The sequence below is a fragment of the Erwinia sp. MYb375 genome, assembly GCF_037479175.1.
Lineage (GTDB): Bacteria > Pseudomonadota > Gammaproteobacteria > Enterobacterales > Enterobacteriaceae > Erwinia > Erwinia rhapontici.
The window spans coordinates 837,088-862,012 of record NZ_JBBGZS010000023.1; the positions used below are offsets into that span (position 1 = coordinate 837,088).

General features: G+C 56.3%; 21 protein-coding genes. 7 read left to right on the forward strand and 14 right to left on the reverse strand.

Annotation, left to right across the window (positions count from 1 at the left end; genetic code table 11):
* Positions 1-44: 44 nt before the first annotated feature.
* The 7 genes from WH279_RS16845 to ssuD form a co-directional block, all read right to left on the reverse strand.
* The gene (locus tag WH279_RS16845; RefSeq protein WP_339457808.1) at positions 45-920 is read right to left on the reverse strand and encodes a MetQ/NlpA family ABC transporter substrate-binding protein; all 876 of its coding nucleotides are present in this window, start codon (positions 918-920) and stop codon (positions 45-47) included.
* Positions 917-1,621, reverse strand: coding sequence for a methionine ABC transporter permease (locus WH279_RS16850; RefSeq protein WP_339457809.1), 705 nt, complete (start codon positions 1,619-1,621; stop codon positions 917-919). Before WH279_RS16850 ends, WH279_RS16845 begins: the two co-directional genes overlap by 4 nt.
* Positions 1,618-2,631 (reverse strand): methionine ABC transporter ATP-binding protein, encoded by a 1,014-nt coding sequence (locus tag WH279_RS16855; protein ID WP_200644107.1) that lies wholly within the window; start codon positions 2,629-2,631, stop codon positions 1,618-1,620. The genes WH279_RS16850 and WH279_RS16855 overlap by 4 nt, the downstream gene beginning before the upstream one ends.
* Positions 2,628-4,037 (reverse strand): LLM class flavin-dependent oxidoreductase, encoded by a 1,410-nt coding sequence (locus tag WH279_RS16860; protein WP_227534556.1) that lies wholly within the window; start codon positions 4,035-4,037, stop codon positions 2,628-2,630. Before WH279_RS16860 ends, WH279_RS16855 begins: the two co-directional genes overlap by 4 nt.
* A 190-nt stretch (positions 4,038-4,227) precedes the next feature.
* Positions 4,228-5,619 (reverse strand): FAD/NAD(P)-binding protein, encoded by a 1,392-nt coding sequence (locus tag WH279_RS16865; RefSeq protein WP_339457810.1) that lies wholly within the window; start codon positions 5,617-5,619, stop codon positions 4,228-4,230.
* Complete coding sequence (gene sfnG, locus WH279_RS16870) at positions 5,612-6,703, reverse strand: dimethylsulfone monooxygenase SfnG (protein ID WP_159336584.1); 1,092 nt, start codon at positions 6,701-6,703, stop codon at positions 5,612-5,614. The genes WH279_RS16865 and sfnG overlap by 8 nt, the downstream gene beginning before the upstream one ends.
* A gap of 10 nt (positions 6,704-6,713) precedes the next feature.
* Complete coding sequence (gene ssuD, locus WH279_RS16875; RefSeq protein WP_227534558.1) at positions 6,714-7,886, reverse strand: FMNH2-dependent alkanesulfonate monooxygenase; 1,173 nt, start codon at positions 7,884-7,886, stop codon at positions 6,714-6,716.
* Positions 7,887-8,160: 274 nt separating this feature from the next.
* Here ssuD and WH279_RS16880 point away from each other — a divergent pair, with 274 nt between their 5' ends.
* Complete coding sequence (locus WH279_RS16880) at positions 8,161-10,050, forward strand: sigma-54-dependent Fis family transcriptional regulator (RefSeq protein WP_339458759.1); 1,890 nt, start codon at positions 8,161-8,163, stop codon at positions 10,048-10,050.
* 476 nt (positions 10,051-10,526) lie between these two features.
* Positions 10,527-11,567 (forward strand): acyltransferase family protein, encoded by a 1,041-nt coding sequence (locus WH279_RS16885; RefSeq protein ID WP_339457811.1) that lies wholly within the window; start codon positions 10,527-10,529, stop codon positions 11,565-11,567.
* A gap of 35 nt (positions 11,568-11,602) precedes the next feature.
* Here WH279_RS16885 and WH279_RS16890 read toward each other — a convergent pair whose 3' ends face one another.
* Entirely contained in the window at positions 11,603-12,874 is a 1,272-nt protein-coding gene (locus WH279_RS16890) for an MFS transporter (protein ID WP_339457812.1), read from the reverse strand.
* Positions 12,871-14,295: a M20 family metallopeptidase gene (locus WH279_RS16895; protein ID WP_339457813.1), complete on the reverse strand. Its 1,425-nt coding sequence runs from the start codon at positions 14,293-14,295 to the stop codon at positions 12,871-12,873. Before WH279_RS16895 ends, WH279_RS16890 begins: the two co-directional genes overlap by 4 nt.
* Before the next feature lie 160 nt (positions 14,296-14,455).
* On the opposite strand from WH279_RS16895, the gene WH279_RS16900 reads away from it, so the two are divergent.
* Positions 14,456-15,379, forward strand: a complete 924-nt coding sequence (locus WH279_RS16900) for a LysR family transcriptional regulator (RefSeq protein ID WP_339457814.1) — start codon at positions 14,456-14,458, stop codon at positions 15,377-15,379.
* A 546-nt stretch (positions 15,380-15,925) separates the two neighbouring features.
* Here the strand turns inward: WH279_RS16900 and WH279_RS16905 are convergent.
* On the reverse strand, positions 15,926-17,518 hold the full coding sequence (locus WH279_RS16905; protein ID WP_339457815.1) for an ABC transporter substrate-binding protein: 1,593 nt from the start codon (positions 17,516-17,518) through the stop codon (positions 15,926-15,928).
* A gap of 127 nt (positions 17,519-17,645) precedes the next feature.
* Here WH279_RS16905 and pepT point away from each other — a divergent pair, with 127 nt between their 5' ends.
* Positions 17,646-18,878, forward strand: coding sequence for a peptidase T (pepT, locus tag WH279_RS16910; RefSeq protein ID WP_339457816.1), 1,233 nt, complete (start codon positions 17,646-17,648; stop codon positions 18,876-18,878).
* 393 nt (positions 18,879-19,271) lie between these two features.
* Here pepT and WH279_RS16915 read toward each other — a convergent pair whose 3' ends face one another.
* The 4 genes from WH279_RS16915 to WH279_RS16930 form a co-directional block, all read right to left on the reverse strand.
* Positions 19,272-19,640: a VOC family protein gene (locus tag WH279_RS16915; protein ID WP_339457817.1), complete on the reverse strand. Its 369-nt coding sequence runs from the start codon at positions 19,638-19,640 to the stop codon at positions 19,272-19,274.
* 62 nt (positions 19,641-19,702) lie between these two features.
* Positions 19,703-20,404 carry a helix-turn-helix transcriptional regulator gene (locus WH279_RS16920; RefSeq protein ID WP_339457818.1) on the reverse strand — a complete coding sequence of 234 codons (702 nt, stop codon included), beginning with the start codon at positions 20,402-20,404 and terminating at the stop codon, positions 19,703-19,705.
* Between the two features lie 70 nt (positions 20,405-20,474).
* Positions 20,475-21,251: a transporter substrate-binding domain-containing protein gene (locus WH279_RS16925; protein WP_133841945.1), complete on the reverse strand. Its 777-nt coding sequence runs from the start codon at positions 21,249-21,251 to the stop codon at positions 20,475-20,477.
* A 24-nt stretch (positions 21,252-21,275) separates the two neighbouring features.
* Complete coding sequence (locus WH279_RS16930; protein ID WP_339457819.1) at positions 21,276-22,445, reverse strand: pyridoxal phosphate-dependent aminotransferase; 1,170 nt, start codon at positions 22,443-22,445, stop codon at positions 21,276-21,278.
* Positions 22,446-22,577: 132 nt separating this feature from the next.
* Here WH279_RS16930 and WH279_RS16935 point away from each other — a divergent pair, with 132 nt between their 5' ends.
* The 3 genes from WH279_RS16935 to WH279_RS16945 all read left to right on the forward strand — a co-directional run bounded on the left by WH279_RS16935 (position 22,578) and on the right by WH279_RS16945 (position 24,791).
* Positions 22,578-23,429 carry a LysR family transcriptional regulator gene (locus WH279_RS16935; RefSeq protein WP_339457820.1) on the forward strand — a complete coding sequence of 284 codons (852 nt, stop codon included), beginning with the start codon at positions 22,578-22,580 and terminating at the stop codon, positions 23,427-23,429.
* 239 nt (positions 23,430-23,668) lie between these two features.
* The gene (locus WH279_RS16940) at positions 23,669-24,499 is read left to right on the forward strand and encodes an RNase A-like domain-containing protein (RefSeq protein WP_339457821.1); all 831 of its coding nucleotides are present in this window, start codon (positions 23,669-23,671) and stop codon (positions 24,497-24,499) included.
* A gap of 4 nt (positions 24,500-24,503) precedes the next feature.
* Positions 24,504-24,791 (forward strand): contact-dependent growth inhibition system immunity protein, encoded by a 288-nt coding sequence (locus WH279_RS16945; RefSeq protein WP_339457822.1) that lies wholly within the window; start codon positions 24,504-24,506, stop codon positions 24,789-24,791.
* The last annotated feature ends 134 nt before the right edge of the window (positions 24,792-24,925 follow it).

Genomic DNA, 24,925 nt, shown 5'->3' on the forward strand with positions numbered 1-24,925 from the left:
GAAAGGCTTGCGCCAGTCCGGTTTTTTTTACTCTTATTTAATACTTACTTATCGGAAACAGGCACCAGCACACCCTGCACCAGCGGATCGGTGGTTTCCTTTAACCACTGCTGAACACGGGGATCGGCAAACGCTTTTTTCAGCTTGATAATATTCTCATCATTTAAATAAGGCGTTCCAATCACCAACTGTGAGGCAAAGGTCTGTGGCGCAGGCGGGAATAATATGCCTTTATCACGGGAGACTTTACCGGCATCAAACTGGGAAACATACCCAATCGCCGCATCCACAGAATTTAATGCCCGTGGCATGGTTAACAGATCGAGTTCTTTAAAATTAAACTTATGTGGATTCTCTGTAATATCTTTTAATTTCGCCGTACGCGGTTCTACCGCCGGATCCAGACCAATCAGACCAATACGCTGTAACAGCCACAGCGCCTGCCCCTGATTAGCACCGTCATTCGGTACCACGATTTCCGCGCCTTGCGGCAGGTCAGCAATAGTCTTGTAACGGTCAGAGTAGATGCCGAATGCCCACTGGAATACCGGCAGGGTCGAGGTCAGTTCAAACTTGTTGGCATCCACCACCTGCTTCAGCCACCACTGGTGCTGATAGATGGTTGCCGCATACTGGCCTTCTGCCACCGCACGGTCAGCCTGCACCGGGTCCTGCAGCCCTACCGCTTCCAGCTTGATGCCATAATCTGGCGCAATGTTCTGCGCGACATATTCGATCAGGCGCTGCTCTCCGGCCATCGCCGGTTCAAAATGCACTTTCAGCGTGGTGCCGAAAGTCACGCTGTGACGCTGCTGGGCAGTGAAGTACCAGCCCAGCCCGGCGATCAGCACAATAGCCACAATGGCGACCTGCCACGGCCAGGTTTTCTTCTTTTTCAGTTCAAAATTCTGCTGCGTCATGATGAGTGTGTACCCTGTGAGTGTTGAAGTGCGGCAACCACGCGGTCGCCAATAAACTGAATCAGTTGGATGGTCACAATCAGCACCACAATGGTGGCGATCATGATGTGATTATCAAAACGCTGGTAGCCATACACCACGGCCAGATAGCCGATGCCCCCGGCACCAATGGTGCCCGCAATGGCGGAGTATTCGATCATCGAGATAACGTTCAGGGTGATCGCAGCGACGATGGCGGGGAGCGCCTCACTGAGCTGCGCCCCGGTGATCACCTGCCAGCGCGAACCGCCGGACACCAGTCCGACCGCCGTCACTTCCGGCGGCAGTTCACGCAGTGCGTTCTCCACCAGGCGGGCGAAAAACGGCGTTCCGGCAACAATCATCGGGATCACCGCCGCCGGAATGCCGATGGTGGTACCAGTCAGCCAGAAGGTGAACGGAATAATCGCCGCCATCAGCACCAGAAACGGCAGTGAACGACCAATATTCACCAACGCGCTCAGGATACGGTTCAGCCCCGCTTGCGGAAATAATCCGGCGCGCGAGGTGTTAAACAACACCACGCCCAGCGTCCCGCCGAGAGTGACAACAAACAGCATCACAATGCCGACCATCAGCCAGGTTTCACCGTAGGCAGGCAGCATCAGTTCATGGATCTGGTTCCAGGGGGTGTCCTGACTGGTGACGTCAATGGGTTTCATCCGGCCTCCTGCAAGCGCGGACGCGCCTCAATGATTTGTGCCTTCATGCCCAGCTGTGCCAGAGCGGTAATCAGCGCCTCTGGTGACAGCGGGCGCTGGTTAAAACGCACCGCAATTTGCATCCGCCCGGCGAGTTGCCCCGCCACCTCTTCCACATGCGCCGCCAGCAGATCGACCTGGACGTTGTGCTGCACGCTGAGCCGGCTGATCCAGTCGGTGGCCAGCGGCGGTGCGCAGGTCAGACGCAGCAGCAGGTCACCGCTGGCGGTAACCGGACGCAGCGGGAACAGCTGTGCGGCCAGCGCCGAATCCGGGGTGCTGAGCAGCTGCTGTAATGGCCCCTGCTGCACCAGTTGACCGTCGCGGATTTCTGCCACGGCATCGGCGGTGCTGCGCACCACGTCCATCTCGTGGGTAATCAGGATGATCGACAATCCAAACTGCTGACGAAGTTGTTTCAGCAACAGCAGAATGGCAGCGGTGGCCTGTGGGTCCAGCCCGGAGGTCGCTTCATCGGCCAGCAATACGGAAGGTTTCAGCGCCAGGGCGCGGGCAATACCGACGCGCTGACGCTGACCGCCGGAGAGCTGAGCCGGGTAATACCCCGCTTTGTCCGACAACCCCACGCTGTCCAGCAATTGACCAACATGGCGTTTAATTTCCCCAGGCACCACGCCCAGCCACTCCAGCGGCAGCGCGACGTTTTCCCAGGCGGTTTTGCGTTGCAGCAGCGCGGAGGACTGAAAGACGGTGCCAATGGCACGCCGTTCACGCCGCAGCGCGACACCGGACAAGCGAGAGAGATCTTCGCCGTTGACCCGGATACTGCCGGAGCTGGGCCGTTCCAGCAGGCTGATGCACTTTGCCAGCGTCGACTTCCCGGCACCGCTCGGGCCAACCACTGCCGTGATCGACGCGGCGGGCACCGTCAGTGAAATGCCTTTCAGCACCTCCACCGTGCGGCCCCCTGCCGCGGTGTAGTGTTTACGCAGACCGTCGATTTCAATCATGGAGTGACCTCATCTTCTGCCACGATCGCAGGCTGTGACGCCCGGCGGTAGCCCGCGCCCGGATGTGGTTCGGCCAGACGAGCGCCCTGGTGAAAGAGTTTTTCGCGCAGGGTGCCGGGCTGGTACTCTTTCTTGTACACGCCACGTTTTTGCAGTTCCGGGATCAGGTGTTCCACCACATCGCTGAAGGTTTCATGCGTTACCGCATACGCGAGGTTAAATCCGTCAACATCCGTTTCTTCCACCCAGCTTTGCAGCTCATCGGCCACCGTTTGCGCACTGCCGACCAGCAACGGACCAAAGCCGCCAATGCCCACCCAGTCGGCCAGTGCCTGCACCGTCCACTGGCGATCAGGATCGGCGGTAGAGAAGGTTTCCACGGCCGACTGAATCGCATTGGTGTGCAGGTGTTTGAGCACCTGGTCAGGCTGATACTGGCCGAAATCAATGCCCGTCCAGCCGGAGATCAGCGCCAGCGCGCCCTCGTAACTGACGTAGCTTTTGTACTCCTGCCATTTGGCCTGTGCCGCCTGGTCCGTCTCATCGACGATCACCGTTTGCAGGTTGAAAATCAGGATGCTGCGCGGGTCGCGTCCGGCTTCGGCTGCGCGGCGGCGAATATCCGCCACGGTTTTCTTCAGCAGCACTTTGGACGGTGCGGCGACAAACACGCATTCAGCATGTTCGGCAGCAAACTGTTTGCCACGGCTGGACGCACCGGCCTGATACAGCACGGGGGTACGCTGCGGCGAAGGCTCACACAGGTGGATGCCCGGCACCTGGAAGAAGGTGCCCTGATGGTTAATCGGATGAATTTTGCTCGGGTCGCTGAAGATGCGGCGCTCACGATCGCGCAGGATTGCCCCCTCTTCCCAGCTCCCTTCCAGCAGTTTGTAGATCACCTGAAGATACTCATCGGCATAGTCATAGCGCGCATCGTGATCGGTCTGCGACTGATGGCCAATGTTGCGTGCCCCGCTCTCCAGATAGGAGGTAACGATGTTCCAGCCAATGCGCCCTTTTGTCAGGTGATCGAGCGTTGAGATGCGGCGGGCAAACGGATACGGATGTTCAAACGACAGCGAGGCCGTGAGGCCAAAGCCGAGATGTTCGGTCACCAGCGCCATCGGGGTGATCAGCGCCAGCGGATCGTTGACCGGTACCTGGGTGGCGTTACGAATCGCGGCCTGGTTATCGCCGTTCAACACGTCGTAAACCCCCAGCACATCCGCAATAAACAGACCATCGAACTTGCCGCGCTCCAGCAGACGCGCCAGATCGGTCCAATAGCTTAAATCTTTGTACTGCCAGGAGCGGTCACGCGGATGCGCCCACAGGCCCGGCGACTGGTGACCGACACAGTTCATATCAAAGGCATTCAGGCGAATTTCACGTTGTTGAGACATAGATAGCACACTCCAGATTCCAGACAGCCGACACCCGTCATACTTCAAGCTGCAGGTGCGTTGGCTGCGCCGATCACCCCAGTCACATAGTTATCTATGCTCCTGGGAACTCTCGGGCTTGCCGCCTTCCTTCAGCTCGAATTATTTAGGGTCTCGAATTATTTAGGTTATTTTTCGGTGAGTTAACGCGTCAGACGGGACATCGCTCCGCATCCAGCCCCAGCAACTGCCGGGCAACGCTTTCCGCATGTTCTGCCACCTGCGGCAACCCCATTAGTTCACCGAAGCGGGCGCGCGCCGCCGGACCGGCAACATAAAGATGTGGATTGGCGCTACCGTCAGCACGTTCCGTCTGCGAACGCGCATTAACCTGGATCCCCAGCGCCAGCGGATCGGCCTGTATTACGCCCGTCGCGGCCAGTTGGTGCAGCAATACATCGCTTTGCAGCAGCCCGCCGTGCGCAGGTCCGGTGGTGATAATCAGCCGATCCACGTTCAGGCTCTGCGCTTCACCGCTGCGCGGTTGCAGCCGCAGGGTGATGTCGGCACCTGCTGCGGTAACCGCTGCCAGACGCGCAGCCTGAACCGTTAACTGGCCGCGCTGCTGCAGCTGTTGCAGTACCGCACTGACCTGTGGCGCAATACGGTAGCGATGCACATCCCACCACGGGCGCAGATGCCGCAGGAACCGGCGTTGTTCATTGAGGGACAGCTGCTGCCACAGGCGCTGTCCGTTAACGCGAATATCATCGAGGACCAGCTGCCACGGCAGTTGCTGCAAAGCGGCAGCAGCCACTTCCTGGCGAATACGGTGCAGCCACGCGCGCGCCGAGGCGTGTTGCGGCTGCTGGTAGTCCAGTGGACGTGCTTCAAACGGGCCACTGAGGTTCGGGCGAGGCAGCAGCCCCCGGCGTGAAAACGCCACAATCGGCCCGCGATGTTCGTGACGGTGTAACGTTGCCACCACATCCGACATACTCAGGCCACTGCCCATAACGGCGACCCGTTCATCAGGGGCAATCGCGGTCAACGCATCATGACGCCAGGGATCGGCAATCAGCCCCGGATGCCCCTCCAGCGCCAGTGCCACCGCACGCGGCAGCGCCGGAGGCGGATGACTGATCGCCAGTACCACATCATCGGCCTGAAGCTTTTTACCCAACGCGGTACGTAGCGTTCCCTGCTCCAGCGCCACCCCCCGGTCACAGAGATGGTGCAGTTTGACCGGAGAGTGCAGCTGCGCGCGGGCAAACTGTTCGGCGATATACGCGCCAAACTGACCGCGCTGTGGATAAACCTTGCCATCGTGCCAACGTGCATCCGGGTCCGTCTGGTAAGCCGGTGAGACGCGGAACCAGCGATCAAAATCCCCCTGTTCCGCCCCCGAAAGCTGCATGCGGTCAGCGGGGACATTAATGCGGTGCGCCGGATCGCGGGTACCATAGGCCACTCCGCGTGCCAGCTGTGAACGCGGCTCCACCACCGTTACCGTCAGCCCGGCGTCACCGAGCCTTGCCAGATGGATGGCCACTGCGGTGCCGGTAAAGCCGCCGCCGACGATAACGATATGACGCTCAGCCATGACTGTGCTCTCGCTGCTGTTGACGTTCAAGCTCACGCACCAGAGGAATCACCTCGCGGCCAAAGAATTCGACCTCTTCCTGAAAATGCAGGAACCCCAGCAGCATCAGGCTGACGCCAGCCTCTTTCAGCGCGATGATACGTTGAGCAATCTGCAACGGCGTGCCGATCAGATTGGTTTTGAAGCCATCGTTATACTGCACCAGATCTTCCAGCGTCGATTTCGCCCAGTTACCTTCGCCTTCGGGTGAAGCGCTTCCCGCATTTTTGACCTCATGCTGGAAGCCTTTTACCGCATCCGGGTTGGCATGGTCGAGGATCGCCTGTAGCGCCTGCTGAGCTTCCTGCTCTGTATCGCGGGCGATGACGAAACCGTTAACACCGATTTTGACCTGATGCTGGTTCTGTTCCGCTTTCTGGCGGATATCGTCTACCTGCTGGCGGATGCCTTCCACGCTGTTGCCGTTGGTGAAGTACCAGTCAGATACCCGTGCCGCCATATCCCGGGCGGCGCGTGAACTCCCTCCCTGGAATATTTCCGGCAATGGATCGAGCGGTTTTGGCTTCATCGAATAGTCGCGATAGCGATAGAAATCGCCGGAAAAGTTGAAGACATCCTGTTGCCAGATACCGCGCAGGCAGCGAATGAACTCTTCTGAACGCAGATAGCGCTCTTCATGATCCAGCCACGGCTCACCAATCGCCTTGAACTCCCCACGAAACCAGCCGCTGACCACATTCACGGCAATACGCGCATTCGACAGATGACTGATCGTCGCAATTTGTTTCGCAGCCAGCGTGGGATTCCACGGTCCGGGCAGCAAGGCGGCGATGACTTTCAGTTTTTCAGTCGCGCCGAGCAATGCCTGCGAGAAGCTGACCGACTCATGCTGATTATCTGCACCGTATCCGGCCGTAAAACGTATCTGGGTCAGCGCATAGTCAAAACCGGCTTTTTCCGCGATTTGTGCCAGCTTGCGGTTATAGTCGAAATCCCAGCCAGTACGCTGGGGGATGTTACTGATCACCAGCCCGCCAGAAACGTTAGGCACCCAGTAAGCAAACTGTATTGGTTGATGACTCATCGTTCTCTCCTCAGCTGGCGCTGCTGTTTTTCGCCGGACGGCGGTCGCCGCCGATCGTTTCACCAAATGGACCGGTATTGACCGTACGCTGACGTTTTTCCGCGTTCGATGCCAGTGGCAGTAGCGGCATCACCAGTTCGGCAAAACGGTGGGCTTCTTCCAGATGCGGATAACCCGACAGAATAAAGTTCTCAATGCCCAGCGCCTGATATTCGCGGATGCGGTCCGCCACCTGCTGCGGGCTGCCCACCAGCGCCGTGCCTGCACCGCCACGGACCAGGCCAACACCGGCCCACAGGTTCGGGCCAATCACTAAGTCATCACGCGAACCGCTGTGCAACGCACTCATGCGGGCCTGGCCGGTGGAGTCCATACGGGCAAAAATCTTTTGAGCCGCAGCGATGGTGTCTTCATCCAGATGAGAAATCAGACGGTCAGCGGCAGCCCAGGCCTCTTCTTCCGTTTCCCGCACAATGACGTGCAGACGGATGCCGTAGCTCAACTGGCGGCCGCGCTCTTCTGCACGCTTCCGTACTACCGCCAGCTTTTCAGCCACCTGCGCAACGGGTTCACCCCATGTGAGGTAAGTATCGATCTGGCTGGCGGCAACATCAATCGCCTCATCGGAAGACCCCCCAAAGTAGAGCGGCGGGCCATCTTCCTGCACGGGCGGGAACAGGATCTCCGATCCTTCCACGCGAATATGATCGCCGTGAAAATCAACCTTTTCACCCTTCAGCAGGCGTGAATAGACTTCAAGGAATTCGCGCGTCACCTGGTAGCGATCCGCATGGCTGAGGAAGATGCCGTCACCTTTGTTCTCCACCGGATCGCCCCCGGTCACCACGTTGATCAGCAGGCGCCCTTCGGACAGTCGGTCCAGCGTGGCAGCCATTCGTGCGGCAAGGCTGGGTGGTTGCAGGCCTGGACGCACGGCAACCAGATAGCGCAGTCGTTTGGTGATCGGTGCCAGCGCAGCAGCGACCAGCCAGGAGTCTTCACAGCTTTTTCCGGTCGGGATCAGCACGCCGTAATAGCCGAGGTTGTCGGCGGCCAGTGCCACCTGTTGCAGATACGGCAGGTCGACGGGACGCCCGCCTTCGGTGGTGCCGAGATAGCGGCCGTCTCCGTGGGTCGGGAGAAACCAAAATACGTTGATATTGTCCTGCGCTGACTCGCTCATTATCTGTTTCCTATATAACTATATCTGAATTTATTCGATACAAAGTTACGCTTTGGTTATAAAACCATTAGCAGGAAGTGTGCCAACTGTTATCGGTGTAAAAATCGTTATTTATCATTACATTGCCGTTGATAAAAATCGGCCTTCTCTGCTGCAAATGCAGCAGCCACTGACGGAAGTCTGTTGCATTTGCAGCAATCCTGCCGGTTACCCCCTCGCCCCGGATGGCGCGCCAGGATACTCTTTTCCTCTCTTCTCTCGTCAGGAATACAGCATGTCGCATCCCGGCCCATTACTGATTGATCCCGCCTCCATTGCGTTTCAAAGCGTACTGGATCGGCTGGCACCCACCGACGCCACGGTGCTGATTGTTGGTGAAACCGGCACCGGCAAAGAAGTGGTGGCGCGCTATCTGCACCATCACAGCCTGCGTCAGTCACAGCCCTTTGTGGCAGTGAACTGCGGGGCGTTGACCGAGAGTCTGGCGGAGTCGGAACTGTTCGGCCATGAGAAAGGGGCATTTACCGGGGCAACTGAACGTCATCAGGGCTGGTTTGAAGCGGCTGAGGGCGGCACGCTATTGCTGGATGAGATCGGTGAGCTGAGCCTGCCGTTGCAGGTCAAACTGCTGCGTGTTTTGCAGGAGCGGGAAGTCACGCGCGTGGGTTCACGCCGCCCCGTGAAGGTCAACGTTCGGGTGATTGCTGCCACGCATGTCGACCTTGCCCATGCCATTCGCGAGCGCCGTTTCCGTGAAGACCTGTTTTATCGTCTTAATGTGGCAGCGGTCACCCTGCCCCCGCTGCGTCAGCGACGCGAAGATATTCCCCTGCTGGCCGACCACTTTCTGACGCTGTATGCCCGCCGTCTGGGGCGTCCACAGTTGCGGCTGAGTGAAGAGAGCATCGCCACGTTGATGGACTATGCCTGGCCGGGCAATGTGCGTGAGCTGGAAAATACCCTGCATAACGCCGTACTGCTGAGTAAAGAGTCGCTGATCTCGCCGCATCAGCTCCGGCTGAACACCGAAAGACTCGAACCACACCCCGTCAGCGAACAGGCGCTGGATACGTTTCTGCGCCAGCAGTTACAGGGCGATGGCGGCCCCTTGTATCAACGGGTACTGGATGCGCTGGTGCGTAATGCGTTTGAACTGAGCGGCGAAAATCAGCTTCAGGCCGCTGCTTTACTGGGGATCAGCCGTAATACCCTGCGCACTCACTTAGGCCATCTTGGCCTGATTAAAGCCCGCCGTAGCCTGGTCAGCACAGCACGGCACGATGCCTCACGCCAGGGCCACCAGGATCGTGAACTGCGTATCGGCTATCAGAAGTTTGGCAATCTCGGCATCCTGAAAGCGCGCCAGAGCCTTGAAGCTGAATTTACCCAGCGGGGGATCAGCGTGCTGTGGAGCGAGTTTCCCGCCGGGCCACAGCTGTTACATGCGCTGGATAATCGCGAAATTGACTTTGGTACCACGGGTGAAGTGCCGCCTGTTTTTGCCCAGGCGGGCAACAGCCCACTGCTGTACGTTGCCTGGGAACCCGCGGCACCGCAGAGCGTCGCCCTGCTGGTGACACCGGACAGCCCAATCCAGATGATTGCCGATCTGCGCGGTAAGCGCATTGCGGTGAATAAAGGGTCTAATGTGCATTACCTGCTGGTGCAGATGCTGGATGAAGCAGGTATGACGTTGAATGATGTCCGTGTGCTGTACGCACCGCCCAAATATCCTCTGACCCCCAGCGATCATCATGCCGTTGATGCCTGGATGATGTGGGACCCGCTGCTGAGCGATGCGGAACTGAGCGGTCAGCTGCGCGTGATTGCCGATGGACGCGGGCGGGTGAACAACCATCAGTTCTATCTGGCGCATCGTGATTTTGCCGCCCACTCCGCAGATTTGTTGCATCAGCTGCTGGCGGCGCTGGTACAAACTGGCAGCTACATTGATGCCCATCGCCCGGAGGCGGCTGCCCTGCTCTCTGCTGAGCTCGGCCTCTCCCCGCAGGCGGTGTCACATGCTTTACAGCGCCGCAGCCATCAAACCCGCCGCATGGATTTGTCGGTGATCCGCGCCCAGCAGGCGATTGCTGACCGTTTCTTTGCGCTGGGGTTACTGCCGAAAGCGGTGAATGTACGTGATGCCGTGTGGCGTGGATAAGGCCAATGATTAGCCAAGCTTACTTGTCACAAAATTTGTCTGAATAATTTCAACTTTCTGATAATGTTTCCAATGGTAACCGATAGCTTTATGTAAGGTTATCGTTATAAATCAGAAAGATAATAATCGCCATTTCGGCGAGAAAACATCAAATAAACTGATAAATTAGTCACACCAGGCTAATGAGTTTATTCCGCCACCCTGCGAGTTATTCCTAAATACTTCCTGACAATAGTTTACCTTTGGAATTCATCTCCCTGTTGGAGTAAAGTTTATTCGCCGTAGCCTGTCAGATCGCCATGATCCGAGATGATATGCGGTTGCGCAATAACACCAGGGGATCGTTCCTCCATAGCAGACTTATAGAATTGGCTGTTATTAGCCCTCTTTTGCCTTAATTTTATTTAAGAAGATTAAATTTTACATCCTTGCTATTGAGTGGTTCCTGGAAATTTAAAAATCCGAGGGGGTTGTCGGTGAAAACAAATATCCTGTCGATTACTTATCTACGGGCCATTGCCTGTATGCTGGTAGTCGTTTGTCATGCTGAAAGTTTTTCTGCCAAACTGAGTCCGGCTTATTTTTCCGGTCTGTTTGGTTACGGCGGCGCCGTGGGGAAACTCGGCGTATACCTGTTCTTTATGATCAGCGGTTACCTGATGGCCTGCGTGCACTGGGAGGACTTTGGTAAGGGCAAGATGGGGTTGTTTGTCAAAAAACGTCTCGTGCGTATTTTGCCAATGTACTATCTGTTCACCCTGCTGACGATTGTGGCCTGGGTCATTAATCCGGGTTGGTTCCCGTCGACGGTATTAACGCCGCTGGATGATATTCTCTCCTTGCTGTTTATTCCCTCTGTATATATTAAAGAACTGGACACACTGACACCGGTATTATCGGTAGGCTGGACATTGTGTTATGAAATGCTGTTCTATCTGGTGTTTGCCATTGGTATGTTATTCAATCGCCGCAGTGGAATGTGGTTTATTTTCATCACTATTTTCGCCTTCATTGCGATCGGATCAGTGGGCGATTCACAGCGGCCCTATTTCCAATTCTATACCGATGAGATCATGCTTTATTTCCTCAGTGGCATTGTCTGTTTTATGCTGCAAAAACGATTCAGTCAACGTTATGCCCATAATGTTTTATCGCTTGCCGTGATTACTGGATTACTGGCGGTATCGACGCTGTGGTTGCAGGGCTATCCGCAGTTACTGCTGCTGTCGCTCAGTTTCTTTATTCTCACCGGGATGGAGTTCGCCTCACAGCGTCAGACCCACTTTACGCGAATCGTCACCGGCATTGGCCTGGCCTCTTACTCTATCTATCTTTGCCACCGTCTGTTTATGGGCGCGCTGCAGAAGGTACTCCATGTATTGTTGCCGACCCCCAGTACTGCCACGATGTATCTGGCGATGGTGATCCTCAGCGCGGCGTCGGCCGTAGTCGGTTATCTGATTTACTGGATGATTGAGAAGCGTGCCACAATGACCTTCCGCGTTAAAACCAGCTAAAGCAAAAGGGCCGGATAATCCGGCCCTCTCGCAGCTTAACGCCCTACCCGGTACTGACTTTTAAACAGTGCCACCGCACTGAATACCGCCAGCAGCATCAGATAATAGCTCGGTGCCAGACTGGACCCCGTCATGCTAATCAACAGCGTACAAATCAGCGGGGCAAAACCACCAAACACCGTTACCGCAACGTTGTAGCTGATGGCCATGCCGCTTGCGCGGGTCGACATCGGGAACAGGTCAGCCATCATCGACGGCACGGTAGAGAAGTAGACCGATTTCAGTAAGGCCATCCAGCCAACCAACAGGATCAACGTTGTTGGTGTGGTGTTATCTACCACCATCTTAAAGGCAGGATAAATGGTCAGCGCCAGCAGAATAAGCGATCCCCACATCAGCGGCACGCGTCCCACTTTCTCGGCCCACAGCCCCATCAGCGGCGTGACCACCGTCAGAATAATCCCGGCGACCAGCGTGGCGGTAAAGGCCACTGAACCTGGCAGATGCAGCGTTTTCGTTGCATACGTTGGCACATAGTTGAGCATGTAGTTAACGCCCGTTGAGATCACCATCAGCCCGATGGCCAGCAGCAGCAATGTTTTCTGGCGCCCCATCAGGTCCTTCAGCGGGGCATGTGATTTAGGCTGGGCAACAAAGCTGGCTGGCTCATGCACATGACGGCGAATATACAGACCCACCGGACCAATCAGCAGACCAAACGCGAACGGAATGCGCCATCCCCAGTCCTGGATCTGCGCCTCTGTCAGCCAGGCGGTCAGCCCCAGGCCAAACGCCGACGCCATCAGGGTACTGGCACCCTGGGTAGCAAACTGCCAGCTGGAAATAAATGCGCGACGTTCCGGGAAATGCTCGACCAGGAAAGCCGTCGAACTGCCTAATTCCCCCCCGGCGGATAAACCCTGAATCAGACGCGCCAGCAGGATCATGATCGGTGCCAGCAGGCCAATGCTTTCATATGACGGCATCACGGTAATCATCAGACCACCCAACATCATCAGGGTGATCGACATCAGCAACGCTTTTTTACGTCCGACTCTGTCCGCATACGCCCCCAGCACAACGGCCCCCAGAGGACGGATCAGGAACGCGACACCAAAGCTGCCGAAGGTCAGCAGCATGGAGACTGAGGCGTCCTCCGTCGGGAAAAAGGCGTGGGAAATATAGTTGGCAAAAAAACCGTATACCGCGATATCAAACCACTCCAGCGCGTTACCGACGCAGGTGGCAAACAGGGTTTTATACAGGTTCGGTGTGACCGGCTGTTGTTGCTGTACGATAGTGCTCACTGGCCTTCCCCCTGTGCGCGATGCGCACGATGACGGGCCAGCAACGTGCTGCCCTGTTCGCCTAAATCCCAGAACAGCCGGGTCATGATTTGTAATCCTTCGCGGGCAATGGATTTCAGCATATGTTCATCCACCGCATGCTGGCCGCAGGCCGGATAGGAGTGCGGGATCCACAACGTCGGTAATCCCAGCGCGTGGGCGAAGACATCATTCGGCAGTGAACCGCCAAGGTTGGGCAACAGCGCCGGTTTTTTGCCACTGGTGTTGGCAATCACCTCCAGCGCCCAGTCCACCAGCGGGTCACTCGGGTCAAGACGTGTCGCCGGGGAACCGCGCAGCACCTCAACCGTCACCTGCGGAAAACCGTGCGCATCCAGATGGTTGCGCAGATGCGTGGCAATATTTTGCCAGTCGGTGTCCACCACAAAACGCAGCTGGCAGACAGCGGTCGCGTTGCCGGGAATGGCATTCATTGGTCGTGCCGGATTTCCGGCGAGGAATGAGAGTACCTCAAGCGTGTTCCAGCCATACAGGCGCTCTGTCGGCGTCAAACCGGCCTCACCCCAGTTCGGATCAATCTGCGGGCCATTTTCATCGCCCACTTCAATGTCGCTGAGGATCGCTTTGACCGCCGCGCTGATCGCGGGCGGCTTCAGCGCTGACACCTGCAACTGGCCGTGCTGATTGACCAGGCAGGCCAGCGCACTGGCCAGTTGGGTGCCGGGGTTGGTCAGCAGGCCGCCCCAGTTGCCTGAGTGGTAGTCGCGGTCGCGGGCCTGAATGCTGAGGCGGAAGTTCACCGCCCCCCGTGAGCCAAGGAACAGCGTTGGGCGCACGGCGTTCAGACGCGGGCCATCGGAGGCGATAAAGATATCGGCTTTCAACTTCTCGCCGTGGCGCTGGCACAGCTCCATCAGGCCTGGGGAGCTGATCTCTTCGCCCATTTCAAACAGGAATTTACAGTTAAAGCCCAGCGTGCCGCCGCGCGCGGCTGCAACCTGCTCCAGCGCGGCGATATTCACCGAGTGCTGGCCTTTATTATCCGCGCTGCCACGTCCGTACCAGCGGTCGCCCTCTTCCATCAGTTCCCAGGGCGTGAGGCCGCTGCGCCAGTTTTCATCATCACCAAACACCACGTCACCGTGGCCGTAGCAGAGCACGGTCGGCAGTTCCGGGTCTTCAATGCGGGTTGCCAACAGGAAAGGCCGTAACGGCGCCTGCGGGTTCGCCAGCTGTTCCGTGGTGAAGCCCAGCGCCTGCATAACTGGCGCCATCTCTTCATCAAGATAGCGCTGGATCACCTCATCGCGATCGTCACGCTGGCTTTCGCTGCGTAGGGCGACGCGGCGTGCCAGCACCTGTTTGAATTTGCCACTGTCAAAGTACGCCGTGGCCAGCGCTACCGCCTGTTCACCTGTCATATGTCGGTCCGTTTTTATTGTGTTTACTTTTTGTGTTTGCCCCTCCGTTTTAAGCTAGAATCGCTCTTTGCCACAATCATCAAATAATCAAGTTAGCGTTGCTTTAAAAGCAATGCTGTTCTGCACGATCAGTGAACATGCACCATAACGAGGCAGCCCGATGCACAGCAGTGAAATTCGCTATTTTCTTGCCGTCGCCAACAGTGGCTCGCTGAGTGCCGCCAGTCAGCAGCTGTTTGTTGCCGTGTCTGCAATCAGCCGCCAGATCCAGCGTCTGGAGGCGCGGGTCGGCGCTCCGCTGTTTGAACGGCATGCACGGGGCATGGTGCTGAATGATGCCGGGCAGATATTCGAAAACCACGTGCGCAAGAGCATGATGGATATGGAACATGCCATCGCCGAGATCAAAGGACTGAAAGCCATTCGCCGCACCGCGCTGCGGGTGGCCTGCACCGACGGCATGGCGTTTAGCCTGCTGCCTGTGCTGTGCACCCAGTTTCGTCAGTTGCATCCCGGCGTCAGTTTTGATCTGACGGTCGCCAGTGCCCTGGAGGTGGCCGAAATTATGCGGCGTGGCGAATGTGACGTGGCGTTCCAGTTCAGTCTTCACCCGGAACGCGGCGTGGAGGTGGTGGCCGCCTGGCCCGCCCCGGTGTTGCTGGTGATGCATGAAAGTCACCCGCTGGCGCAACAGCAGATACAGCTCAGTGACCTGATGGCGTACCCGCTGGCATTACCGGATGCGGGAACCACGGTACGCCAGCTGTTTGACCTCTCCTGCCGTATGAGCGGGACGTTTGTTGAACCTGTGCTGACCTGCAATAACTTCAGCACGCTGTATACGTTCCTGTTACAGACCCCCACGGCAATTACCATTTGCAGCCAGTTCACGGTGATGTACCAGGCGGTTGAACACGGGTTGATGCTGAAATCAGTGGGTGCTGAGCAGCTCAGCCAGCGTTCATTGCAGGTTCAGACCGCCATTGGCCGTAAACCGGGGACGGCGCTGACGCTGTTTCTGGAATTTGTGCGCAGTGAGTTGAAGCAGAAGGATGAGAGTATCCGGGCGGCGTTTGTTTTTTAATGTGGCACGGGGTGTATTGGCTGACAGCCTGGCTTCAGGTCTGGGGCCAGTTTGAGCACGCCGGAGCGGCAACAGCCGCATCCATGCGGGCCTCGGCACGCGGCGTCCCTGCCGCGTGACGTCCGGCTTACCCCAAACTGGCCCCCTCCCCGCAGAACCGTTGCTCGCTGTAAGTTTTAAAACAGCAATAACATGACGCTCTCTGCGAATTGGTTTGGAGGTTGACCTGGGTTTTGACGTTGAGGCGGCATTCAGCAGCGCTGAGGAAGCGCAGTGAACCAGGACGAACCGCCAGGACGGCGGTGAGAGGGAGAGCCGGCACAGGGAGGTGCCGTCACGACCAGTCCGTCGGTGAACCGCGCTTGCGAAGGCATCCACGCAGTGGACGCAGCGCCTGCCGCAAAGCCCGGGTCCCCAGGGCGGCGGCGACTGGCCGCCTTGGGTCGCTCAGCCCACGAAGTGGGAAAGCGAAACGCCCTTGACGTTGACGTTGACCTTGACGTTGACCTTGATCTGGACAATCGCGCAGATCAGCATCACTGCGTTTTATTTCACATCCACCTGATAGAAGATGTGTTTGCCAAACGGGTCCACTTCATAACCCGTCACTTCTTTGCGTACGGGTTCGAAAATGGTGGAGTGGGCAATCATCACCGCTGGCGCCTGATCGTGCATGATCTGCTGCGCTTCGCGGTACATCACTACCCGCTTGTCGTGATCCTGCTCGGCACGCGCCTTGGTGATCAGCTGATCAAACGGCGCATAGCACCACTTCGCTGAGTTAGAACCGCCGTTGGCAGAGGTGCAGCTGAACAGCGGGCCGAAGAAGTTATCCGGGTCGCCCGTTGCCGTGGTCCAGCCCATCAGTGCCGCCTGATGTTCGCCGTTTTTCACCCTTGAGAGATATTCGCCCCACTCAAAGCTGACGATATTGGCTTTGATGCCGACCTTCGCCCAGTCCGCCTGGATCATCTCCGCCATACGCCGTGCATTCGGGTTGTAGGGCCGCTGAACCGGCATCGCCCACAGGTCGATGGTGGTACCCGGTGCAATACCCGCCTCTTTCAGCAAAGCCTTGGCCTGATCTGGCGCATAGTCGTAATCTTTCAGGTCTTTATCCGCGCTCCATACGCCCGGCGGCAGCAGGTTTTTTGCTGCGGTGCCCGTCCCCTGGAATACCGCTTCGATAATCGCAGATTTGTTAATCGCCATGCTGAGTGCCTGACGCACTTTGACATTATCCAGCGGGGCTTTTTGCGTATTGAACGCGAGGAATCCGGTGTTCAGCCCTGCTTTCTGCATCATGGTGATATTCGGGTTTTCCTCCAGGCGCTTCAGATCGGCCGGATTCGGGAACGGCATCACCTGACACTCATTTTTCTCCAGCTTGGCCGCGCGTACTGAGGCATCCGGCGTAATGGTGAAGATCAGACGGTCCAGCTTCGCCTTACCCTGCCAGTATTGCGGGAACGCACGGTACAGGATGCGCGAATCTTTCTGGTACTGCGCCAGTTCAAAGGGCCCGGTGCCGATCGGTTCACGATCCACTTTTTCCGGCGTGCCCGCTTTCAGCATCGCATCAGCATATTCGGCCGAGAGAATCGAGGCAAAGTACCAGCCGAGATCGGCGAGGAATGGCGCCTCCGCATGGGCAAGCGTAAAGCGCACGGTGTGATCGTCAATCTTATCGATGCCTTTCAGCAAGGTGCCGAACTCCAGGCTTTCGAAGTTGGTGTAACTGCCGTTAGACACCTTGTGATAAGGGTTCGCGGGATCTTTCTGGCGCATAAACGAGAAGATGACATCGTCGGCGTTAAAATCACGCGTTGGTTTGTAGTTTTTATTACTATGGAACTTCACGCCCTTACGCAGATGGAAGGTGTAAACCGTGCCGTCCGGGCTGATATCCCAGCTTTCGGCCAGCGAGGGGATCAACTGGGTGGTGCCGGGGGTGAAATCGACAAGCCGGTTATAAATCGGCACCGCGCTGGCATCCACGCTGGTGCCTGAGGTGTACAGCTGCGGGTTAAAGTTTTCTGGCGATCCCTCAGAGCAGAACACCAGCGTTTTCGCCGAAACCGCTGAAGCGACGGTCAGCGCCAGAGCCGCCAGAACCGTGCGTAATACCGCTTTCTTCATCTCCATCCTCGCTTTTTATTTGACATTATCAGGGGGTGGTGCGTAAACCTGTAAATAACCTGTTCATGAATAACATGATTTTGCACATTACCGAAATCATACCGCTCGAGACAAATAAGGAAAGCTTATGACTGATTTACTGGCACGTCAGCTGACTCAACGTTTTTACCGCTATCTGGCGGTCACCAGCCAGAGTGACGCCGCGTCCACCGTGCTGCCCAGCACGCCAGAACAACATGATATGGCACGGCTGCTGGCGGATGAACTGCGTCAGTTGGGGTTACACAACGTGGTGATTGATGAATTCGCCACCGTGACCGCCGTGAAACCCGGTAATCGCCCTGGCGCCCCGCGCATCGGTTTTATTACGCATATTGATACCGTGGATGTCGGCCTCTCGCCGCATATTCACCCGCAGACCCTGCGCTTCGAGGGCGAAGATCTGTGCCTGAATGCAGAACAGGACATCTGGCTGCGCCAGGCGCAACACCCGGAGATCGCCGCTTATCACGGGCAGGATATTATTTTCAGCGATGGTACCAGCGTGCTGGGTGCCGACAATAAAGCCGCCGTGACGGTGGTGATGACGCTGATGGAAAACCTGAGCGATGCGCAGCCGCACGGCGATATTGTGGTGGCGTTTGTGCCGGATGAAGAGATCGGCCTGCGCGGCGCGAAAGCACTGGATCTGAAGACGCGCTTTGATGTGGACTTTGCTTATACCATCGACTGCTGCGAACTGGGCGAAGTGGTGTATGAGAACTTCAATGCCGCCGCCGCTGAGATCATCCTGACGGGCGTTACCGCCCACCCGATGTCAGGCAAAGGCGTGCTGGTGAACCCGCTGCTGATGGCCTGGGACTTTATCGGCCACTTTGATCGCCAGCAGACGCCGGAACATACTGCCGGACGTGAAGGTTACACCTGGTTTAATGATATGCAGGCCAACGCCAGCGAAACGCGCCTGAAGGCCTCGATTCGTGATTTCGATCTCGCAAGCTTTGAGCAACGTAAACAGCAGATGCATCAGGTGGCGGAAATCATTCGCCAGGCGTATCCAACGGGCAAGGTGGAGGTCAGTATTTCGGATACCTACAGCAATATCAGCAATGCTATTGGCACGGATAAACGCCCGATTGACCTGATTTTTGCCGCGATGAAACAGCTGGATATTGAACCGAAGGTGATCCCGATGCGCGGCGGCACGGATGGTGCAGCGCTGTCTGCAAAAGGGTTATTAACGCCGAACTTCTTTACTGGCGCGCATAATTTCCACTCAAAGTTTGAGTTCCTGCCGATCCCGTCCTTTGTGAAGTCTTACCAGCTGGCTGAGAAAATCTGCCTGCTGGCAGCGGAGTAATATCTAGTGGGCTTACCGGGAAATACGACCTTCCGTGGGGCTGAAGGATCACCTGGGATTTTTTGTGGCTGACAGTTTGGCTTCAGGTCTGAGGCCAGTTTGAGCACGCCGGATCGGCAAAGTCCGCATCCCTGCGGGCCTCGGCACGCGACGTCCTGTCGCGTGACGTCCGGCTTACCTCAAACTGGCCCCATCCCCGCAGCACGGTTGCACGCTGTCGGTTTTAAAACCGGCAACCCGATGTGCCGTCAACAACCGGTGCGTCGGTGAACGAAGCAGACGAAGGGATTCGCTGCAAGTGTGCGATGTGCCTGACGCAAGCCCTCGACCGCTCCGCCCACTTCGGGTGAAAGCGAAACACCCTTGACGTTGACCTGCACCCGCGAGTACGCCTCACTCCTCATAAACATACACACGCAGACGATGCCCGTCCGGGTCGCAGGCGGTAAAGGTATACCCGAAATCCAGTGTTGCTGGCGGGTCGAGGATCTCAACGCCTCCTTCCTGCCATTGGCTGAAGAGACTATCCACCTCTTGACGACTTTCGGCAGTAAACACGATCTCTGACTGGCTGGCGCCGGCACTGATCGGTGGCGTCACTCCTGATGTAAGCCACAACCCGAGACGACCGCCGGAAGGCAGGATAAACATCGCAAAGGTGGGTGAAAATTCGACGGCATCGACGTTCAGTATCCGCTGGTAAAAAGCGGCGCTGTTAGCCGGGCTGGCAACATACAGAATGGTGAAATCAAGTGCTTTCATTTGGGGTTTCCCGTTTAGTGGCTGGACGGGAACAGACTAGGCGATGCGACTGACAGTTTTTGTCAGTAGCCAAATCCCTGAGCAGAAATATTATGGCGTTCCCGCCACTCTTTCAGCAGCTGTGTGCGGGCGCGTGGATACCGCTGCGCGGTGACCTGCAGGTGGGTGAAACGATCAAGGCGAAAATGGCGGTAATCATCGCGTGTTTCGCACCAGGCTACGAGCACCTGCACAGAGTCAAAAAAACCAATCGCAATGGGCCAGACTCTGCGCCGGGAGCTAACGTCTTTCAGATCAAGGTAGTCGATTTCTATGATGTTCTGCCGGCTGATAGCCTGACGTAATGCGCCAACATCAATACTGATAGCCAACTCCGCCTTCGCCGGGCCGACCATCAGCGGCGATAACTCCAGCTGCGAACGCAGTTCGGGTGGCAAAACGTCGGCAATCTTGCTTAATGCGGAGTGCGCCGCGGCGGCGAGTTCGTTATCGGTCCGGCGCGCAACCCAACGGGAACCGAGTACCAGCGCCGCAATTTCCGCAGTGTTAAACATTAACGGCGGCAGGGTAAACCCGGGTCTTAAAACATAGCCCAATCCGGGTTCACCCACGATATCCGCCCCTTGTTGCTGCAAAGTGGCAATATCACGGTAAAGCGTTCGCGTACTCACACGCAATTCGCTGGCAAGTTGTTCAGCCGTAATGGGGAAACGGTGGTTACGCAAAAGTTGCAGCAGATCGAGCAGACGTTGAGCACGTGACATAGTGGTTATCGGCGGTTCGGGGAGGATGTCAGGGACGGCCAGCAGGGCTGGCCGCCGGAGTGGCGTAACGTTATTTCACTGCCACATCAATACCTGGGAAGAACTTCGCGGCCAGTTTGGTGACGGTGCCGTCGTTCTGCACTTTCACAATGGCGGCATCCAGCGCTTCTTTCAATTTGGCATCGTCTTTACGCAGACCAAAACCAATGCCGACACCGAGTACCACCGGATCTTCCACGGCCTTACCGGCAAAGCTAAATTCTTTACCCTGCGGTTTTTCCAGGAAGCCAGACTGCCCGGCAGCCGACATCACCAGCGTACCGTCAAGGCGGCCCGCGACCATGTCGTTGTAAACCTGGTTCTGATCCTGGTAAGGCGTCACAGTCACACCCTGTGGCTCCCAGTGTTTTTTGGCGAAGGTTTCCTGAACGGAACCCTGCAACACACCAATGCTCTTGCCTTTCAGGCTGTCAACGGTTGGCAGCAGACCGGAACCGGTTTTCGCAATCAGCATGCTCGGGATACGGTAAATAGGATTGGTGAAACCGATGCTTTTCATACGCGCTTCGGTGATGTTCATCGCCGAGTTGATGGCATCGAATTTCTTCGCTGCCAGCGCCGGGATCAGGGCATCAAAACTGCTTTCCACCCAGCTGCATTTGAAATTTCCCACCTGGCAAATCGCTTTGCCCAGTTCGATATCAAACCCTTCCAGCTCGCCTGAGGCGTTGCGGCTTTCAAACGGTGGGTACTGTGACTCCAGACCGTAACGCAGTGTGTCCTGCGCCAGCGCTGACATGGACGTCAGCAACCCTACTGCCACAAACAACGCATTCAGTTTTTTCATTCATTTACCCTCAGAGTGGTGCTGTTAGCGAGGCTTGACCTGACAGAGTGCGCGCGCGCCCGCCTGCAAGGTGGCTTCGTCTTTTGCGAAAGAAAGACGGATTAATTTATTGTCGGTGCCATCGGTATAAAACGCCGACAGCGGAATGGTGGCCACACCGTGATCAACAATCAAACGTTTTACCATTTCACTGTCAGTCTCGTCACTGAAATCTGCATAACTGGCTAACATAAAGAACGATCCGGCCGAAGGCAGCAGCGTAAACGGTGAATCTTTCAGCAGGCTGGCCAGCGTATCGCGTTTACGCTGGTAAAACGCCCCCAGGCCCAGATAGTTAGCGGGCTGATGCAGATAGTCGGCAAACGCCACCTGCATGGGGGTGTCGGCGGAGAACATCATAAACTGATGCACTTTCACCACTTCATCCATCAACTCAGCCGGGGCCAGCAGATAACCGACGCGCCAGCCGGTCACATGGAAGGTTTTTCCAAAGGACGAAACAATCACACTGCGCTGCGCCAGCTCAGAATGGGTTGCCATTCCGTGGTGTTGACGGCCATCAAACAGAATATGTTCATAGACTTCATCCGACAGCACCACGATATCCGTGTTGCGGGTCAGTAATGCCAAACGGTCAAGATCGTCACGGCTGAGGACCTGTGAACTCGGGTTATGCGGGGTATTGATAATGATCATGCGCGTTTTCGGCGTGATCGCCGCACTGACTTCATCCCAGTTGATGGCGAAATCAGGCACCTGTAATTTCAGGCCGATGGGCGTTGCACCTTGCAGACGCACAATTGGCGCATAGCTGTCGAACGCGGGTTCGAAGAAAATCACTTCATCACCCGGATGAACCAACCCGGCAATGGCCGAGTACAGCCCTTCACTGGCGCTGGCGGTGATCAGCACTTCGCTGGCAACGTCATACTTCTGGCCGTACAGCGTTTCAACTTTGTTTGCCAGCACCTCACGCAGCGCGGCCAGGCCGGTCATCGGGGCGTACTGGTTATGACCCTGCTGCATGGCGCGGGTCACACCGTTCACCAACTGAGGATCACACGGGAAGTTAGGGGCACCCTGCGACAGGTTAATCGCGTTGTACTGTGCAGAGAGCTGGCCGATCACCGAAAAAATCGTGGTACCGACATCGGGTAATTTAGAACGTTGCTGCACCGAAGAGGTGATGGTCATGGAAGCTCCAGGTCAGGACATTAGCCAAACAGGGTAAATTTCGTTAGCCCTATTCAACGCGGCGGCACTTGAGGCGACAAGCGAATTGTTGTCATAATAGCCATGACGTTTAATCATAGCTCAGAGAACCCCATGCCTCAGCGCCCGCTGCCGTTAAATGCCATCCATGCTTTTATTGTGACTGCCCGTCATCTCAATCTGACGCGTGCCGCCAGCGAACTCTGTATTACCCAGGGTGCTGTGAGCCGTAAAATTGCCGCGCTGGAAGCCTGGCTGGGTTTTGCGCTGTTTGACCGCCATGCACGCGGTCTGACGCTGACCCCGCAGGGTGCCAGCCTGCTGCCCGCGCTGCAAAGTGGCTATCAGCAGATGCACGAAGCGGCGCAGCAGGCCAGCAGGCAGAATGCGATGATCCGTCTGAAAGCCCCGACCTGCGCGATGCGCTGGCTGGTGCCAAAGCTGGTGGCGCTGGAGAAACCACGCCCGGAACTGCACGTCTCCCTGACCACGACCGTGGATCATAGCAGCCAGCTGGATAACTTTGATGCGGCCATTCTGTATGGCAGCAGCCCGCGCAACAGCGTGTTGTTGTTTGAAGAGGCGCTGACACCGGTCATGGCCGCCTCCCTGCTCCCCGACGGGCCTGCGACAGCGACATCCCTGGCAGACATGACGTTTTTGCATCCCACTGCCGACAACCGCGACTGGCAGCTGTGGTTACAGGCACAGCAACAGCCGCTGGCGATGAAACGGAATCAGCATTTTTCGACGATGGATTTGGCGATTAGCGCAGCCATTCAGGGGTTTGGCGTGACCGTGGCCGATGTCACACTGATAGCGGAAGATCTCACGATGCAGCGCCTGGTCGCGCCCTTTGCGGGCAGTGTAAAAACGGGCGCGGTCTACAGCCTGATCCGTCGCCCGCCGTCAGTTTCGCCACCGCTGCTGGATGAGCTGGTGGCGTGGTTATGTGAACAGCCTTAGAAAGACACCCACTCGTCAGCAGAGGCGGCGCGGGTTGCGTTGCCAGCGACATGCAGGGTGATGTTACCCCCGGAAATCCAGGTACCCATCAGAGAAATGGCGTATTTATTGGTGACATGCCAGCTTAGTGCAAAGTCAGTGTTTTTTATGAAAAAGCCGATGATGAACAGGATAATATTTACCCGTTAATCCCACTCCTTTACCATCCGTTCTGGATTATTAAATAACAAGGAAATGTTATGGAAAACGGTTTTAGTATTGCATTAACCCCGGTCCAGCTGGCAGCCGTCATGGCAGATGAATCTGTGCTCACTGAGCGTATCTGGGGCAGCATCGGGTTTCTCGGTAGTGTGCTCGAGCTTGCCAGTGCCACTACACTTTGTCTGGTCCCTGAGCCTACTGGGGTAACGAAAGCGGGATGCATCATTGTTGGGGCACACAGCCTGGACGGGATGAGTGCCTCGGCTTACCAGGTCTATTCAGGCAAACCAACGGCTTCAATGACTGCACGCGCTACGGCAGGAATAGCAAAAGATTTAGGCGTGGATAAGCCCACCGCTGACCAGATTGGTATCGCTGTGGATGTTGTTATTCCATTCTCAATTGCCGGGGTAGCACGTGTAGCCTCTGTCAGGATGGGACAGATGAGTCTGATGAAACATGAAGCAGTGAAAGGGACTAAGGGAGGCGGACATACGATTAAAAAACACATTGGTCAGTCTGAGTCGGAAATGAGGGATAAAATAAAAAGAGGCCTGCAATCAGGATCTCTAAACCCTTTTAGTGGCGCCACCAGTTCATTCTATAACTTAAATATTGCTGAGAAGGCTCTTAGCAAAGCAATCAAAGCAAATCGGAGTCGGATCCGAATCTGGGCCAAGAGTACTTCACCTGATCGTACAGGAAACTATTTAGAGCTTAGCTACACTCACAGTAGCCCGGTAGGGAGCGTTATCGCAGTGCGGTCAGGTAAGATGATTGAAACAAATAAAATTGAATTTGTTCTTTCAAAAAAACAATATAATAACAAAGCTTATTATATTTTAACTGCGTTTCCAATTTTGGGTTAACACGATGAAAAAATACGAATCGATAAGGATTTTTTTTCGGTTTTTTTTTGGCCCCGACTGGGGAGACAGTTATCAAGAAATCGTGGATGCATATATTGACGATCAGGATGAGGTTTATAATAACTTGATTGAGGAAATTGACGACTTTCTAAAACACTATCCTGATGATGACTCTGCAAACCGGGCCCTGGAGCAAGTGTGCAGTGTGAGTATGGCTTTTTTACGCCCCTCCCCGGTAGCGTTCCTGTCCTGGTTATCTCACTATCTAAAACAGCAACGCGACAGCCGCTGACAAAGAAGCGAAATTAACATTTTTCGACGAAATATCTGACGATGCAGCGCCTGGTCGCGCCCTTTGCGGGCAGTGTAAAAACGGGCGCGGTCTACAGCCTGATCCGTCGCCCGCCGTCAGTTTCGCCACCGCTG

Bases quoted from the DNA above. Each gene is read 5' to 3' on its own strand.
- WH279_RS16945 (WP_339457822.1), top strand. From the start codon at position 24,504: ATGAAAAAATACGAATCGATAAGGATTTTTTTTCGGTTTTTTTTTGGC.
- WH279_RS16850 (WP_339457809.1), bottom strand. From the start codon at position 1,621: ATGAAACCCATTGACGTCACCAGTCAGGACACCCCCTGGAACCAGATC.
- sfnG (WP_159336584.1), bottom strand. From the start codon at position 6,703: ATGAGTCATCAACCAATACAGTTTGCTTACTGGGTGCCTAACGTTTCT.
- WH279_RS16925 (WP_133841945.1), bottom strand. From the start codon at position 21,251: ATGAAAAAACTGAATGCGTTGTTTGTGGCAGTAGGGTTGCTGACGTCC.
- WH279_RS16855 (WP_200644107.1), bottom strand. From the start codon at position 2,631: ATGATTGAAATCGACGGTCTGCGTAAACACTACACCGCGGCAGGGGGC.
- WH279_RS16915 (WP_339457817.1), bottom strand. From the start codon at position 19,640: ATGAAAGCACTTGATTTCACCATTCTGTATGTTGCCAGCCCGGCTAAC.
- WH279_RS16865 (WP_339457810.1), bottom strand. From the start codon at position 5,619: ATGGCTGAGCGTCATATCGTTATCGTCGGCGGCGGCTTTACCGGCACC.
- WH279_RS16860 (WP_227534556.1), bottom strand. From the start codon at position 4,037: ATGTCTCAACAACGTGAAATTCGCCTGAATGCCTTTGATATGAACTGT.
- WH279_RS16940 (WP_339457821.1), top strand. From the start codon at position 23,669: ATGGAAAACGGTTTTAGTATTGCATTAACCCCGGTCCAGCTGGCAGCC.
- WH279_RS16905 (WP_339457815.1), bottom strand. From the start codon at position 17,518: ATGAAGAAAGCGGTATTACGCACGGTTCTGGCGGCTCTGGCGCTGACC.
- pepT (WP_339457816.1), top strand. From the start codon at position 17,646: ATGACTGATTTACTGGCACGTCAGCTGACTCAACGTTTTTACCGCTAT.
- WH279_RS16930 (WP_339457819.1), bottom strand. From the start codon at position 22,445: ATGACCATCACCTCTTCGGTGCAGCAACGTTCTAAATTACCCGATGTC.
- WH279_RS16845 (WP_339457808.1), bottom strand. From the start codon at position 920: ATGACGCAGCAGAATTTTGAACTGAAAAAGAAGAAAACCTGGCCGTGG.
- WH279_RS16895 (WP_339457813.1), bottom strand. From the start codon at position 14,295: ATGACAGGTGAACAGGCGGTAGCGCTGGCCACGGCGTACTTTGACAGT.
- ssuD (WP_227534558.1), bottom strand. From the start codon at position 7,886: ATGAGCGAGTCAGCGCAGGACAATATCAACGTATTTTGGTTTCTCCCG.
- WH279_RS16900 (WP_339457814.1), top strand. From the start codon at position 14,456: ATGCACAGCAGTGAAATTCGCTATTTTCTTGCCGTCGCCAACAGTGGC.
- WH279_RS16935 (WP_339457820.1), top strand. From the start codon at position 22,578: ATGCCTCAGCGCCCGCTGCCGTTAAATGCCATCCATGCTTTTATTGTG.
- WH279_RS16920 (WP_339457818.1), bottom strand. From the start codon at position 20,404: ATGTCACGTGCTCAACGTCTGCTCGATCTGCTGCAACTTTTGCGTAAC.
- WH279_RS16880 (WP_339458759.1), top strand. From the start codon at position 8,161: ATGTCGCATCCCGGCCCATTACTGATTGATCCCGCCTCCATTGCGTTT.